This window comes from Amycolatopsis sp. NPDC051373, from assembly GCF_040689465.1.
Lineage (GTDB): Bacteria > Actinomycetota > Actinomycetes > Mycobacteriales > Pseudonocardiaceae > Amycolatopsis.
The window spans coordinates 307,188-321,780 of record NZ_JBFBAE010000004.1 but is presented as its reverse complement, the minus strand read 5'-3'; the positions used below and the strand labels follow the sequence as shown (position 1 = coordinate 321,780).

The window sequence follows — 14,593 nt, the reverse complement described above, 5'->3', positions numbered from 1 at the left end:
TTCCCGTGCGTTCGGAGTGATCACCGGTATGATACCGATAAATACCGGTGTCATACAGGGGTTTGGAGTCCGAGTGATCGAACCGACTTTCGCAGCCTCGAAGCTCGCGGATCGGCTCGCCGAGACCGGCGACACACTCGACGTGCTCGAACTGGCCACGGCGGTGCTCGTGCGCAACTTCGAACTGCTGCGTCGGCGCACCGACGCCTACGCCGAACTGGACCAAGCGGAGTACCTGCTGCTGCGCACTTTGGACGAACTGGGCTCGGCGGACGTCGGAACGCTCGCCGGGGCACTCGGTCTAGACCCGTCCACCGTCGGCAGGCAAGGTTCGGTGCTGCTCGGCAAAGGGCTCGTCGAGCGCAGCCCGTCGGCGGCCGACCGCCGGCGCAGCATCCTCACGCCGACCGAGGAGGGCCGTCACCGCATGCGCGTGACGCAGTCGCGCCGCCGCAACGCGTCCGCGGAGCTGCTCGGGGACTGGAGCGAAGAGGATCTGCGCTCGTTCGGCTCGCTGCTGAGCCGCTACAACAAGGCCGTCGCCCAGCGCTACCTGACAGCACCAGGCGACTGAGTACCCGACAACTGAGTGCCTTGCTCCCCCGAGGCGAGGTCCGCGTGGGTGTCGCGCAGGGTGCGCTTCACGATCTTCCCGCTCGGGTTCTTCGGCAACGCGTCGGTGAAGACCACGTATTTCGGGCACTTGTAGCCGGCCAGGTGCTCGCGCGCGTGGGCGAGCACGGCCTCGGCGGTCAGCTCCACGCCCTCGCGCGGGACGACGGCCGCCGTCACCGCCTCGATCCAGCGCGGGTGCGCGACGCCGAACACGGCGACCTCGGCGACGCCGTCCAGGCGGTAGAGGGCTTCCTCCACCTCGCGGCTCGCGACGTTCTCACCGCCGGTCTTGATCATGTCCTTCTTGCGGTCCACCACGGACAGGTAGCCCTCGTCGTCGAGCACGCCGAGGTCGCCGGAGTGGAACCAGCCGCCGGCGAACGCGGCGGCCGTCTTCTCCTCGTCCTCGTAGTAGCCGAGCGTCGCGTGCGGGCTGCGGTGCACGATCTCGCCGATCTCCCCCGGCGGCAGCGCGCGGCCGTCCTCGTCGACGATGCGTGTCTCGACGTTGAGCGAAGCCCGGCCCGCCGAACCGGCCTTCGGCAGCTGCTCGTGCGGGCGCAGGATCGTGGCCAGCGGCGCCATCTCGGTCTGGCCGTAGAAGTTCCAGAACTCGACGTCGGGCAGCCGCCGGGCCAGCTCGCGCAGAACCTCGACCGGCATCGCCGAAGCGCCGTAGTAACCCTTGCGCAGGCTGGACAGATCGGTGGTGTCGAACGCCGGGTGGCGCAGCAGCGAGATCCACACCGTCGGCGGCGCGAACAGCTTCGTGGCGCGCTCGCGCTCGACGGCCGCCAGCAGCGCGGCCGGGTCCGGGCCGGGCAGGATCACGCTGGTGGCGCCGAGATAGACGTCCACGGAGAAGAAGCAGTCGAGCTGCGCGCAGTGGTAGAGCGGCAGGGAGTGGACCTCGACGTCGTCCGCGCTCATGCCGCCGTCGATCACGCACGACACGTACTGCGCGATCAGCGAACGGCTCGAGAGCAGCACGCCCTTCGGCCGCGACTCGGTCCCGGAGGTGTACATCAGCCGCAGCGGGTCGTCGTCGGTGACGGCCACGCCGGGGTCGGTCTCGTCGCCCGGGCCGTCGATCCAGGCGTCCGCATCCTCCCAGTCCTCCCAGTCCTCGGCAGTGCCGCCGATCCGGCCACGCACCCCGTCGCCAAGGCCGGCGCGCTCCAGCGCCGCGGCGCCGGTGGCCAGCAGCGCGTCTTCCGTGATCAGCCCGGACACCCCGGCGTGGCCGAGGATGTAGGCGATCTCGTCGGCGCCGAGCATGAAGTTGACGGGCACGAGCACCACGCCGAGCCGGGCTGTCGCGAACGCCAGCACGACGTACTGCAGGCAGTTGTGGCTCAACAGCGCAAGCCGGTCGCCTTTGACGAGACCGCGCTCGGCGAGGCGGTGGGCGCAGCGGTTCACGGCCGCGTCGAACTCCGCGAAGCTCAGCCGCCGCTCGCCGTCGACAACGGCGAGCTTGCCCGGGTACCGCGCGGCCGTGCGCCGCAGCAGGTCACCGACGGAGTGCTGACGCGCGTGCTGGATCGCTTCGCCGGTTTCGGCGCTGAACGGGCTCGGCATGGTCCGGAGTTTCATCCACCGCCGCGCGGCGCGCAACCCTGGCGCGCGGCCGCGACCTGCCAGGCCGAGCGGCACTCGCGCGCCACCGGTTAAGCTCCGTCGGCGCACCTCGGGGGACGAAGAAGTGGACGAGACGGAAGCACCGACGCTCGACCGGCCGGACATCACCGGCCGGCTGCCCCGTTACCGGCTGCTGCGCCAGCTCGCCAAAACGAACATGAGCGAGGTCTTCGAGGCCTACGACCTCGTGGCGCAGCGGCCGGTCGCGCTCAAGGTCGTCGGGCCGGAGTTCATGGCGGAGCCGGGGTTCCGCCGGCGCTTCGAGCGTGAGACGAGCATCGCGCTGGCCCTGGACCACCCGCACATCGTCGCGTCCTACGACGCCGGGTTCTCCGCCGACGGGCACCTCGGGTACCTCGCGATGCAGTTCGTGCTCGGCACGAACCTCGCGCGGCTGATCCACCGCCGCGGCGCGCTGTCGTTCGAGCAGACGGTGGCGATCGGGCGCGGGGTCGGCGCGGCGCTGGACGCCGCGCACGCCCGCAACCTGGTGCACCGCGACGTGAAGCCGGGCAACATCCTGCTCGAAGACGCGACCGGTGGCGTGTACCTGTGCGATTTCGGTATCGCACGCAACCTCGACCTGACGCGGCTCACCGCGACCGGCGGGTTCCTCGGCACGATGAACTACGCAGCCCCGGAGCAACGCGAGGGCCGGCCGGTCGGAGCGGCTGCCGACGTGTACGCGCTGGCGTGCGTGCTCTACGAATGCCTCTCCGGCAGTCCCCCGCACCACCACGCCGACTTCGCGCACCCCGGCGTCGCCGCGCTGCGCCGGGCCCTCGACCGCGATCCGGCCAAGCGGCACCGCACGTGCGCGGAACTCGTCGACGACCTCGTGGCCACCACCGAGGCGGCCGAACGGGCCGGGCGCCGCAAGCGCCGATGGCAGGTGGTGGGCATCCCGGCCGCCGCGCTCGTGGTGGTGGCGGCGCTCGTACTGTGGTTCACCACCGGCGGTTCGCCGGGCACCGCGGACTCGACGCTGGCCCGCGTACCCACCGCTCTGCGCGACGGCTGCGCCGCGGCGAACCAGCCCGCGGCGGGCGCGACCGCCACGGTGACGTGCCACGACGCGTCCGGGCAGGCGGCGACCACGGCGGTCTACGCCACCCCGCAGCAGGTGACCGCCGCGTACGCCGAGGCCGTCACGCGTGCGGGCGTCGACGCGAACCAAGGCGACTGCGCCACCGCGACGGGCGGCGAGCACCGGTACCCCGCGACCGGACCCGCGCGCGGCCGCGTGCTGTGCCAGGACCGCGACGGCACGGCCACTGTGGTCTGGACCGACGAGAAGGCCCGCACCGTCACGCGGGCCGAAGCACCCGACGACGCCGCGCTGCGCAAGGCGTGGGCCGGCTGGACGGGCTGGGCGCCGGCCGCGTTCCCCACCGCGGACGAAAAGGCCGTGCTCCACGTCGCGGCCGGCTCCGCGTGCCGGCGCGCGGCACCCGCGGACCTCGACGCGTATGCCGGTGCCGTCGCGGGGATCACCTGCACACCGCAGGGCACGGGCGCGCGTCAGGTTTCGTACTTCCGGTTCGCCGGCGTAGCGGCGCTGCGCTCGGCGTTCACCGGTCTCGTCGGCGCGGCCAAGGCGCCCAGCGGGAGCGGGTGCCCGGGCGGCGCTTTCCTCGGCACGACGCGGTTCGACTGGCTCAGCGTGGACCTCGGACAGGTGCTGTGCCACCCGGGTCCCGAGGGCACGGTCGCGATGGACTGGAGCCTCGAGGCGTTCTCGATGATCGGCCACGTCACGGGTTCCTCGCCCGACGCCGTCGGCGGGTGGTGGGCGCAGTGGCACCTCGCGCCGCTGAGCCGGATCGTGAGCGAGGTGAACTCCCACGCCACGCCGGCGTTCCCGACCGACGCCGAGCGCGCGCTGCTGCAGCACGTGCCGCAGCAGTCGCGGCTCAACTGCGTGCGCCCGTCCGCGGATCAGAAGTGGCAGGACCTCGGTGCGGTGACCGCGGTCGCCGCTGTCGCGTGTGGACGGACGAGCGGCGCCGGGCTGGTGGTCTACTACCAGCTGCCCGACGCCGCGACGATGCGGCAGGTGTTCAACAGCACCGGCGACAGCGACGCCGCGTGCACGAGCCTGCCGAAGGACTTCTCGGGCGACCGGCCGTACTCCCGCGGCGGGCGCACGGGCCGGCTCTCCTGCGCGACCGAGGACCCCGGCGGCGAGCGCGTGCTCAAGTGGACGGACGACGCGACGACCATCGAGACGATCGCCCACCGCGGCAACGATCCGTTCGCGCTGATCGACTGGTGGACCCACGACGCCGGACCGGTGTGAGCGCGGGTCCTCAGCCCTGCACGGTCCCGCCGACGGACGCGCTGCCACTGATGTGCGAACCGGGCGAACCCGCGCTGCCCGCACCCGTGTGGATGCTCTCCTTGCCGTCGACGATCGAGAACATGTCGACGGTGCCCTTGGTGCCGCCCGCGTAGGAGATCTCGAGCGTCCACTGGTGCGGTTTGCCGTCGGCCGGCACGGTGAGCGACTGGCGCCACGGCAGGGTCACCGCGCCGGTCTGCTTCGTCTCGCCGTCGAGCGTGTACTTGATCTGCGTCAGCTTGCCCTCGCCCGTCGCGTTGAGCACGAGGGTGTGCGGCTCGCGGTCGGGCACCGATGTCGAGGGCGGAGCGACCGAAGAGGAAGAGGTGGGCGCGGACGCCGACGGCGCCGGTGCCACGGGGGCGGGGTCGCTCCCGCACGCGGAGAGAGCGGCGAGCAGAGCCGCGGCGGCCACGGGGCCGGCGGCCACCCGGGCAGTGGTGCGAAGATCCATGCGCGCACCGTACCGGCCTGCCACGGGACCGGTCCCCGATTCGAGAGGACCCGAGGTGACCTCGTTCCCCGCTGACGACCCCGCATCCGAGACACCAGGCGCCGTCGTGGTCCGCGGCCTGGCGGGCACGGCCGTCGTGCTGCCCGCCGAGTACGCCCGGCTGCCGTTCGGGCGCCGGCCCGGGCCGGACGGTGTCAAGGTGGGCGAGGACGACCCGCGCGTGAGCCGGGAGCACGGCGCGCTGACGTACCGGCGGGGCTGGTGGCTGCTGAGCAACTCCGGCCACACGCCGATCGAGTTCTCTCCCACGCGGCTGCTGCACTCCGACGACGAGCCCGAGCCGCTGCCCGCGGGCTTCACCACGCTGCTCGTGGTCGGCTCGGGCGGGCGCAAGCACCCGCTCGAGGTCCGCGTGAACGCGCCCGACCACAACCGGCCGATGCCCGTCACCGGCCCGACGCTGCCCGGCCGGCAGTGGGACCTCACCGCCGCCCAGCGGCTCGTGCTCACGGTGCTCGGCCAGCAGTACCTTCGGCGGGAGGTCCAGCCGCAGCCCATGAGCCGCGGCCACGTCGCCGAGATCATGGGCGCGCTGGAGCCGGACGGCGAGTGGGACGTGCGGAAGGTCGACCGCGTGATCGCGGCCGTGCGCGAGCGGCTCTCGGGTCAGGGCGTGCGCGGCCTCAAGCGCACGGAGGTGCCGGAGCCGATCGGGAACTCGCTCAACCACAACCTGCTGACGGAGCTGGCAATCACCACGAACTCGCTGACCCGCGCCGATCTGGACGTCCTGGACCGGCTCGACTGAGGCAGCACGACCCGGGCTTCCGGCTAGGAGTCCTTGGCGAAGACCCGCACCGCGACCGCCGTCGCCACGCCGACCACAGCGAGCACGATCCCGGTGATCAGCAGGCCGGACGCCGCCAGCGCCACGGCCGCCGCCGCGAACAACGCGAACTCCAGGATGAACCGCGTCGGCTCCGGTGCCCGCCGTGGTGCCTTGGGGGCCACGACGAGCGCCCAGATCGCCCCGGCCAGCACCGGCCACAGCACCCCGCCGACGACGTCCAGCAGCACACCCCCACCCAGCCGCGCCCCGGCGACCGCCAGGCCCGCCAGCAGGGCCAGCTCCGTGCAGAACCGCATGACGAGCACGAACCCGGGCAACCCCCGCAAGGCCGGACGAGTGGTGGTCATGCCCGGCAGCGTAGCGACCGGCCCCGGTCACCCGGCCGAGCTCCCCCGCCGATCAGCCGGCCAGTTTCGCCTCCAGCCACGCCACCACGCGCGCCCACGACGGGTTCGCCGGGTCGATCACCTCGAAGTGGCCGCCGCCCGTGACGTTTACCGTCTCCTGGGCGTACGGGCTGCGCGCCTGGGCCGCAGGGATGATCTCGTCCGCGTCGCCGTGCACGACCAGCAGGGGGACGCCCGTGTCGGCCGGGGTGGCGAGGGCGTAGCGGTCCGGGACGGTGGCCGGGGTGCCGCCGAGGAGGGCCGGGACCAGGCCGTCGCCGGCGAGTGCGGCGACGGCCGGCACGTACGCGGGATCCGCTTCGACGGGGGCGCCGGCCGGGGCCGGCAGATCAGGGTCGGCCAGTTCGCGGCCGAGGCGGGCGTGGGCCGCCCCGCGCAGGTCCAGGACGCCGGCGAGCGACACGACAGCGCCGGCCGTGACCTTCGGGTCTGCGCCCGGTGCGCCGGCGGGCAGGGCCGAGCGCCCGGCGGCCCAGGCGGAGAGCTGGCCGCCGGCGGAATGGCCGACGAGGACGACACGCGAGACGTCGAGCGCGGGGTCGAGGGTGGCGACGGCGTCCACCGCCGCGGCGAAGTCGGTGAACGTGCCCGGCCAGCCGCCGCCCGGTTCGCCCAGGCGGCGGTACTCGACGTTCCACACCGCGTATCCGCGTGCGAGGAGGTCGTCGGCGAGACGGGTCATCTGGCGGCGGTCGTACAGCGCCGTCCAGAACCCGCCGTGGGCGAGCACCACCACCGGGAACGGCCCGGCTCCCTCGGGCAGGTACAGCTCCCCCACCTGCGACGGCGAAGGCCCATAGGCAATGGTCCGGACCCTCGCGCCCGCCGGGTCGTCATAGCGCACGCCCCGTTCGGAGCGCACCAAAGTATCGAGCGTCGCGAAGAACGCGGCGATCTCCGGCTGGTTCGCACCCTTCGCGCGCGAGGCGTCCCAGGCCGTGTCGTCGGTCCACTCGACGAAGTCCAGCCAGGTGTCCTCCGACACCCGCACCAGGCGTGCCGACACGAACCCGCGCCGGTCCCGGCGGAAGGCCTCCACCATGCCGGGGCGGGCGTCCAGCATCGCCCGCGTCCGGTCGGAACGGACCGTGAAGGTCGTCAGCTCGATCACCGACATCGTCAGCTCCTCGGGTCGAATTAGTCACTAAAACTGACTAACTTGAACCCTGGCCACCGCGTTCCCGGAGGGCAACCCGCGCCGCGGATCACAGGCGCGCGCCACACCGTCCACTGTGGTCCCGCACACGACGGCACCGCGGACCACTACGATGCAGGCGAGCCGACAGGAGAGTGATCCGATGCCCGACGACGCCACCCCCGCCGACGGCGGCGATTCGCTCACCGAGCGGATCACCGGCCGCCTCGCCGGGATGTCGCGGGCCGAGCGCGCCGTCGCCGAGTACCTGCGCCACCACGCACGCGAGGCGATCTTCGCCACCGCCGAGCAGATCGGCTCGGCCACGGGCACGAGCGACGCCACCGTGGTCCGCACCGCCAAGACGCTCGGCTACAGCGGCCTGGCCGACATGCGCCAGCACCTCGCCCGGCAGGTGGTCACCGAGACCAGCCCGTCGATCGAGCTGCGCCACCGCCAGATCGGCGAGCCCACCGGCGAGCCCACGACCGTGCTCGCGCGCGTGTTCACCGAGGCGACGGAGCGGCTGGCCGAGACCTGGCGCCTCATTTCGGAGGAGGACTTCGAGAAGGCCGTGGACCTGCTGGCCGGCGCGCGCGAGGTGCTGGCCTTCGGCATCGGCCCGTCGAGTTTCCTCGCCGGGTACGTCGCGCTGCGCCTGGGCCGGATGGGCCGCCGCGCCCGTGCCAGCGGCGCCACCGGCTTCCGCCTCGCCGACGACCTGCTCGGCCTCGGCGAGGGCGACGTCGTGGTGCTGTTCCTGCCGAGCCGGCTGCTCGGCGACATCGAGGTGCTCCTCGACCGCACGCGTGAGGTCGGCGCCCACACGCTGCTGATCACCGACTCGCTCGCACCCGTCTTCGGCGACCGCGTGGCCGTGGCTCTGCAGGCCACGCACTCCCCCAGCAACTTCACCGGCGAGATGCTCAGCGCCGAGGTGCTGGCGGACGCGCTGCTGCTCGGGCTGGCCTCGCGCGACGAGGACCACGCCAACCAGACCTCGGAGCTGCTCACCACGTTGCGCTCGCGGCTGATCCAGGGCGACAGCCGCGACTACGTGCCGCGGCGCAAGTCGGGCCACCCCCGCAAGGGCTGACCGCGCGCCCGGATTGTCCGGGGTTCACGGCCGTCGCGAACGCATTTGTACGGCGCGTGTATCGGCTCGGGCGAACCTGGTTCCCACACCCACCGGGGATCAGGAGGACCGAGGATGAGAATCGCGAAACGCACACTGGGCCTGGTCGCGTTCGCCGCGGCGCTGACGCTGTCGGGCATCGCGCCGGCACTGGCCGCCGACGCCAACGGCACCGTGCACACCGACTCCGGCGCGCCGCTCACCGTGCGTTCGGCGCCCGGCACCGGCGCGAGCTCCGTCGGCACCATCGCCGACGGCACCGCCGTGGTCATCGACTGCCAGACCACCGGCGACACCGTGACCGGCAAGTACGGCACCAGCAACATCTGGGACCATGTCGCCGCCAAGGGCGGCTACATCACCGACACCTACGTCTACACCGGTTCCGACGGCCGCATCGCCCCGGACTGCACCGGCGTCCCGACGCCGCCGCAGAGCACCTGCTCCACCACCGGGCTCGGTGACGCGAAGACCTGCGCGCAGGCCGTGGCCTACGCCAAGACCCGCGTGCACACCAACAACGTCGCCTCCTACGACGGCTGGTGCGACCGCATCAACGCCCAGAACTACGGGTTCTCCGCCAGCGGTTCCGAGACCGCGTACGTGCACTGGACCCAGATCCCCGCGCAGTACAAGCACGCCGGCGACCAGAACGTGCCGGCCGGCGGGCTCGCCTTCTTCTCCAACGGCGGCGCGGGCCACACCATGATCTCGATCGGCGGCGGCCAGTTCCTGTCGAACGACATCCACGGCGCGGGCAGCTACACCCAGACCACGATCTCGGAGATCAAGAGCTCGTGGGGCCAGACCTACCTCGGCTGGTCGCAGCCGTGGTTCAAGGTCAACCACTGACCGGTCCGGTACTCGACGATCCGGCACCGCACGATCCAGCACCGCTCGGTCAACGGCCGAACGGTCGACCCTGATCCGCTCGGGGAGCGCACCACGGCCCCGCCCGGCACTCGCCGGGCGGGGCCCTTTCGTGTGTCAACCCCTTGAGCAGCACTCGTTTTCGCGGTGTCCCGGACAACGGGACGCGCCCAGCCGGATCTCGATCGCGGGCTTCCGTACGCTCGCGTGGGCGATGTCCACACTCGAGGTTGTCCGAACCTCACCGATTTCGCGCCGTCCACCCTCCATGCGGACCAGCCCGTACCACTGGACCGGGTCGCGCCCCGTCTCGCGGACAGTTTCTGTCCGCGTCCCTCGCCCCGGCGAGGTCTTCACGAACAACCGCCACGGCGAGACAAACCCTGCCCGGTAAAGGTTTTCCGGTGCGCCACCTGCACTTTTGCGCCGCGCGCCAGTAACCGGCCTGACACGCAGCGTCAGACTCCCCGTCGCGTTTACAACGTCTTGGCAACCGGCTTGACACCAGCTGTGGTCCGGACCACTCTCTCAACATTGGTCTACACCATTTGTCACTCGACCGGCCTGGGGGCCGGACACCGAAAGGACAGACAAGTGAAGCGCTGGCTCAAACTGGCGGCGGGTGCCGCCGCCCTCACCCTCGCGACAGCCGGGTGTGCCGGTTCGGGCGGCGGTGACACCGCGTCCGGCTCGGGTGGTTCGGACGGTGGCACGCTCACGGTCTGGCTGATGGACGGCTCCGCGCCGGACAGCCTCACGGGCGCCCTCAACAAGGAGTTCGAGGCGGCCCACGCCGGGGTCAAGGTCAACTACCAGATCCAGCCGTGGAACGGCATCCAGCAGAAGCTGACCACCGCGCTCGCGAGTGACACCCCGCCCGACGTGATCGAGGTCGGCAACACCCAGACCCCGGCGTTCGCCTCCGACGAGGTGCTCACCGACCTCTCCGCCGACGTCAACAGCTTCAACGGCGCGCAGTGGCTGACCGGGCTCAAGGCCTCGGGCGAATTCGAGGGCAAGACCTACGGCGTGCCGTTCTACGCCGCCAACCGCGAGGTCCTCTACCGCAAGGACATGTTCGCCCAAGCCGGTATCACCGCACCGCCGACCTCGAACGCGGAGTGGCTCGACGACATCGCCAAGCTGAAGGCGAAGTTCGGCAGCGACAAGGACTTCCAGCCCCTCTACCTGCCGGGTCAGTACTGGTACACCCTGCTGTCGTTCATCTGGGACAACGGCGGCGACGTCGCCCAGGCCGACGGCAAGGGCTTCAAGTCGACGCTCGACTCGGCCGGCGCGAAGGCGGGTCTCGAGTTCTACAAGCAGCTCGTGGACGCCTCCGGCACCACCGCGCCGAAGGACAATGACGAGGCCACGCCGCAGCAGGCCGGCATCTACGGCGGCGGCAAGGTCGCGATGTTCATCGGCACGCCGGGCGAGGTCGCCACGGCCGCGAAGACCGACCCGAGCATCACCGACAAGACCGGCGCGTTCCCGATCCCGAGCAAGACCGCCGGCCAGACGGCCCCGGTGTTCCTCGGCGGCTCGAACCTGGTGATCCCGCTCAACAGCAAGCACGCGGACCTCGCCAAGGAGTACCTGAAGCTGCTCACCAGCACCAAGTACATGAGCCAGATGGCCGCCGCCGGCTACGTGCCGGGCACCTCGACCGACACCAGCGCGCTGGACAAGGACCCGCTCGGCGGCGTGATGGCGAAGGCCTCGAAGAACGGCCGCGCGGTGCCCACCAGCCCGAAGTGGGGCGAGGTCGAGTCGGGCCAGAATCCGCTGAAGGACATGCTGACGGCGTACCTGACCGGGAAGAAGTCGATCGACCAGGCCACGGCTGACGCCAACGCCGCCCTCGACAAGATCATCGGCGGATGACCGCCACCAAAGACGTGCCGATGCCGGCGGGGGCCACCCCGCCGGCATCGGCGCGCGTCACTCCCGCGAAACCGCGGCGCCGGGGTGGGTTCGGCGAGCGGGCCACGCCCTACCTGCTGCTCCTGCCCGCCCTCGTCGCCGTGCTGGTGCTGCTCGGCTGGCCGACGATCCAGATGCTCGGCATCAGCCTGCGCAAGCTCGACCTGCACGAGCTGGTGACCGGCAAGGCCGTATGGGTCGGGTTCGACAACTACACCGAGGAGCTGACCGACCCGGACTTCTGGGCGGTCGCCGTCCGGACCGTCGTGTTCACCGCCCTGCTGGTGGCCGCCACGCTGCTGGTCGCGCTGGTCATCGCGGTGCTCATGCGCCACCTCAACCCGGTAGTCCGGATCCTCCTGCAGATCTCGCTCGTGCTCGCCTGGGCCGTGCCGGTGATCGCGACGACCACGGTATTCCAGTGGATCTTCGACCAGCAGTACGGGATCCTGAACAAGACGCTGGACCGCCTGGGGTTCCACTCGTTCATCGGCTACTCGTGGTTCTCCACCGGGGTGAGCACGATGACCGTCGTCGGGCTGCTGGTGCTGTGGCAGGCCGCGCCGTTCGTGGCATTCACGCTCTACGCGGGCCTGATCGGCGTGCCGCGCGAGCAGTACGAAGCCGCCGGCATCGACGGCGCCGGGCCGTGGCAGACGTTCCGCGCGGTCAGCTGGCCCGCGATCCGCCCGATCCTGACGATGGTCACGTTCCTGTCGGTGCTGTGGGACTTCAACATGTTCGGTCAGATCTGGGCCATCCGCCAGGGCGGGCCCGACGGCGCGAGCACGACGCTCGCGATCCTGCAGTACCTCAAGGGCATCGCGGGCAGCCATTTCGGCTCGGCCGCGGCCATCGCCACGATCATGCTGGTGATCCTGCTGCTGGTCACCGCGCGCTACGTGCAGTTGCTGGTGCGCTCGAAGGACGGTGAGCTCGCGTGAAGAAGTCGCTGACCCAGCGGATCACACTGTCGGTGGTCGGCGTGCTCATCGCGCTGGCGTTCTTCTTCCCGACGTACTGGATGTTCACCACGTCGCTGAAGACCCCGGGCGAGGTGCTCTCGCCGAAGTACGACCTGTTCCCCTCGTCTGCGACGCTGCAGAACTTCGTCTCCGCGCTCACCAAGCCCGGGTTCGTGACGTACCTGAGCAACAGCCTCATCGTCACCCTCGGCGCCGTGATCGCGGCCCTGGTGGTCGGCGTGCTGGCGGCGATCCCGCTCGCGCGGTTCCGCTTTCGCGGGCGCAAGGGGTTCCTGTTGCTGATCCTCGTCGCGCAGCTGGCACCGCTCTCGGCGCTGTTCATCCCGATGTACCTGCTGATGCGTGACATCGGGCTGCTCGACACGTTGCCTTCGCTGCTGCTGGTGTACTTCGCGACGTCGCTGCCCTTCACCGTCTGGATGCTCTACGGCTTCATCAACGGCATTCCGTACGACCTCGAAGAGTCGGCGATGATCGACGGCTGCAGCCGCGCGGGCGCGTTCCGCCGCGTGACGCTGCCGCTGCTCGGGCCCGGGCTGGTGACCACGTCGGTGTTCAGCTTCATCACCGCGTGGAACGAGTTCCTGTTCGCGCTGGTGTTCATCCACGACCCGAACAAGCAGACGCTGCCGGTGTGGCTCTCGTCGTTCAGGACCGCGTTCTCGGTCGACTGGGGTGCGATCATGGCGGCGTCGGCGGTGTACGCGGTGCCGGCGCTGATCTTCTTCCTGATCGTGCAACGCAAGCTGGTGTCCGGCCTGACCGCCGGCGCGGTGAAGGGGTGAGCGATGACTGATCCTCGGGATTGGGCGGAAGCGGTGCTCCTGCCCGGTTTCGCGGGCACGACGGCGCCGGAATGGTTGCGGCGGCGCCTGGGCGAGGGCCTCGGCGGTGTGATCCTGTTCGGGCGCAACGTGGTCGACGACGAGCAGGTGGCGGCGTTGACCACGGCGCTGCGGGCCGAACGCGACGACGTGGTGGTCGGCATCGACGAGGAGGGCGGCGACGTCACCCGCCTCGACGTGAACACCGGCTCGTTCGTGCCCGGCCCGCTCGCGCTGGGCGCGGCCGACGACCCGGAGCTCACCACGGCGGTCGCGGCGGCGCTCGGCGAGCGGCTGGCCGCGTGCGGCGTGACGGTGAACCTGGCGCCGTGCGCGGACCTCACGCTCGCGGCGCAGGACCCGATCATCGGGGTGCGCGCGTTCGGGTCGGACCCGGCGAAGGCGTCGCCGCACGTCGCGGCATTCGTGACGGGACTGCAGAAGTACGGCGTGGCCGCGTGTGCGAAGCATTTCCCCGGCCACGGTGCGGCGACGGAGGATTCGCACGTTTCGCTGCCTGTGCTGCCGCGGACGCCTCAGGAACTGCGGGAGATCGAGCTCGTGCCGTTCGCCGCGGCGATCTCGGCGGGTGTGCGGTCGATCATGTCGGGCCACCTCGTGGTGCGAGCGTGGGGCGACGAACCGGCGACTTTGAACCGGGTCGCGCTCACCGAGGTGCTGCGTGGTGAACTGGGCTTCGACGGCGCGGTGATCACGGACGCGCTGGAGATGGGCGCGGTCTCCGGCTCCTACGGCCGGCATGACGGGCTCGGCAGCGCGGCCGTCCGCGCGCTGGCCGCGGGCGCGGACGCGTTGTGCATCGGCGGGGCCGCGTTCGAGGCGGACACGTTGGACGCCATCACCTCGGCGATCGTGGCCGCGGTTTCGGACGGGACGCTGTCCGCGGAACGGCTCGCGGACGCGGCCGCCCGGACGGCGGCGCTGGGCACCTCGCCGACGCCCGCCGAGCTGCAGCCGGTCGACTACGCGCTGGGCCTCGCGGCGGCTCGCGCGGCCCTGCGGATCCAGGGCTCGCCGCGGCCGGCGGGTGCACCGCTGGTCGTCGACGTGACCACCGACCCGACGATCGCCGCCGGGCCGATGCCGTGGGGCCTGGGCCCGCATCTGACCTCGCTGGTGCCAGGAACTGTCGCGATGACCGTGTCCCCTGCCGACGCAGCTGCCGTGCGGGCCCGGGCTCGGGAGTTCGCGAGCGTGGTCGTGGTGACGCGCGAGGCACACCGGCATCCGGCGGTGCTCGCGTTCCTCGCGGAACTGTCCGATGTGGGCTACATCCGCGTCGAGACGGGTGTGCCCGGGCCGTCGACCACGGGGCCGCGGATCGACACGTTCAGCGGCTCGTACGTCAGCCTGCGCGCGGCCGCGGAGTACCTCGCCTGACCCCGGTC

Annotated in this window: 13 protein-coding genes; 9 read left to right on the top strand and 4 right to left on the bottom strand. The window is 71.5% G+C overall.

Features of this window, described 5'->3' with window-relative positions:
• Positions 1–73 precede the first annotated feature (73 nt).
• A complete protein-coding gene (locus tag AB0383_RS09940; RefSeq protein ID WP_364178003.1) occupies positions 74–574 on the top strand; it encodes a MarR family transcriptional regulator in 501 nt (166 codons plus the stop codon).
• Here AB0383_RS09940 and AB0383_RS09935 read toward each other — a convergent pair.
• Positions 550–2,196, bottom strand: coding sequence for an acyl-CoA synthetase (locus AB0383_RS09935; RefSeq protein WP_366186403.1), 1,647 nt, complete (start codon positions 2,194–2,196; stop codon positions 550–552). The genes AB0383_RS09940 and AB0383_RS09935 overlap by 25 nt on opposite strands.
• 124 nt (positions 2,197–2,320) lie before the next feature.
• Here AB0383_RS09935 and AB0383_RS09930 point away from each other — a divergent pair, with 124 nt between their 5' ends.
• Positions 2,321–4,555 carry a serine/threonine-protein kinase gene (locus AB0383_RS09930; protein ID WP_366186401.1) on the top strand — a complete coding sequence of 745 codons (2,235 nt, stop codon included), beginning with the start codon at positions 2,321–2,323 and terminating at the stop codon, positions 4,553–4,555.
• A 10-nt stretch (positions 4,556–4,565) separates the two neighbouring features.
• Here the strand turns inward: AB0383_RS09930 and AB0383_RS09925 are convergent, their stop codons facing one another.
• Positions 4,566–5,051, bottom strand: a complete 486-nt coding sequence (locus tag AB0383_RS09925; RefSeq protein WP_366186399.1) for a hypothetical protein — start codon at positions 5,049–5,051, stop codon at positions 4,566–4,568.
• A 55-nt stretch (positions 5,052–5,106) separates the two neighbouring features.
• Between AB0383_RS09925 and AB0383_RS09920 the strand changes: the two genes are divergently transcribed.
• A complete protein-coding gene (locus AB0383_RS09920) occupies positions 5,107–5,859 on the top strand; it encodes an FHA domain-containing protein (RefSeq protein ID WP_364178015.1) in 753 nt (250 codons plus the stop codon).
• Between the two features lie 23 nt (positions 5,860–5,882).
• On the opposite strand, the gene AB0383_RS09915 is transcribed toward AB0383_RS09920, so the two are convergent.
• Both AB0383_RS09915 and AB0383_RS09910 read right to left on the bottom strand, forming a co-directional pair.
• A complete protein-coding gene (locus tag AB0383_RS09915) occupies positions 5,883–6,248 on the bottom strand; it encodes a YrdB family protein (RefSeq protein ID WP_366186397.1) in 366 nt (121 codons plus the stop codon).
• Positions 6,249–6,300: 52 nt separating this feature from the next.
• Positions 6,301–7,425, bottom strand: a complete 1,125-nt coding sequence (locus AB0383_RS09910; protein WP_366186395.1) for an alpha/beta fold hydrolase — start codon at positions 7,423–7,425, stop codon at positions 6,301–6,303.
• 181 nt (positions 7,426–7,606) lie between these two features.
• On the opposite strand from AB0383_RS09910, the gene AB0383_RS09905 reads away from it, so the two are divergent.
• The 6 genes from AB0383_RS09905 (at position 7,607) to AB0383_RS09880 (ending at position 14,585) form a co-directional block, all read left to right on the top strand.
• Positions 7,607–8,539 carry a MurR/RpiR family transcriptional regulator gene (locus AB0383_RS09905; RefSeq protein WP_220240549.1) on the top strand — a complete coding sequence of 311 codons (933 nt, stop codon included), beginning with the start codon at positions 7,607–7,609 and terminating at the stop codon, positions 8,537–8,539.
• Between the two features lie 114 nt (positions 8,540–8,653).
• Positions 8,654–9,430, top strand: a complete 777-nt coding sequence (locus AB0383_RS09900) for a hypothetical protein (protein ID WP_220240548.1) — start codon at positions 8,654–8,656, stop codon at positions 9,428–9,430.
• Positions 9,431–10,042: 612 nt separating this feature from the next.
• Complete coding sequence (locus AB0383_RS09895) at positions 10,043–11,335, top strand: sugar ABC transporter substrate-binding protein (protein ID WP_354880127.1); 1,293 nt, start codon at positions 10,043–10,045, stop codon at positions 11,333–11,335.
• Positions 11,332–12,318, top strand: a complete 987-nt coding sequence (locus AB0383_RS09890) for a sugar ABC transporter permease (protein ID WP_364178026.1) — start codon at positions 11,332–11,334, stop codon at positions 12,316–12,318. Before AB0383_RS09895 ends, AB0383_RS09890 begins: the two co-directional genes overlap by 4 nt.
• Positions 12,315–13,145: a carbohydrate ABC transporter permease gene (locus tag AB0383_RS09885; protein ID WP_366186392.1), complete on the top strand. Its 831-nt coding sequence runs from the start codon at positions 12,315–12,317 to the stop codon at positions 13,143–13,145. Before AB0383_RS09890 ends, AB0383_RS09885 begins: the two co-directional genes overlap by 4 nt.
• Before the next feature lie 3 nt (positions 13,146–13,148).
• Positions 13,149–14,585, top strand: a complete 1,437-nt coding sequence (locus AB0383_RS09880) for a glycoside hydrolase family 3 protein (protein ID WP_366186390.1) — start codon at positions 13,149–13,151, stop codon at positions 14,583–14,585.
• Positions 14,586–14,593: the final 8 nt, after the last annotated feature.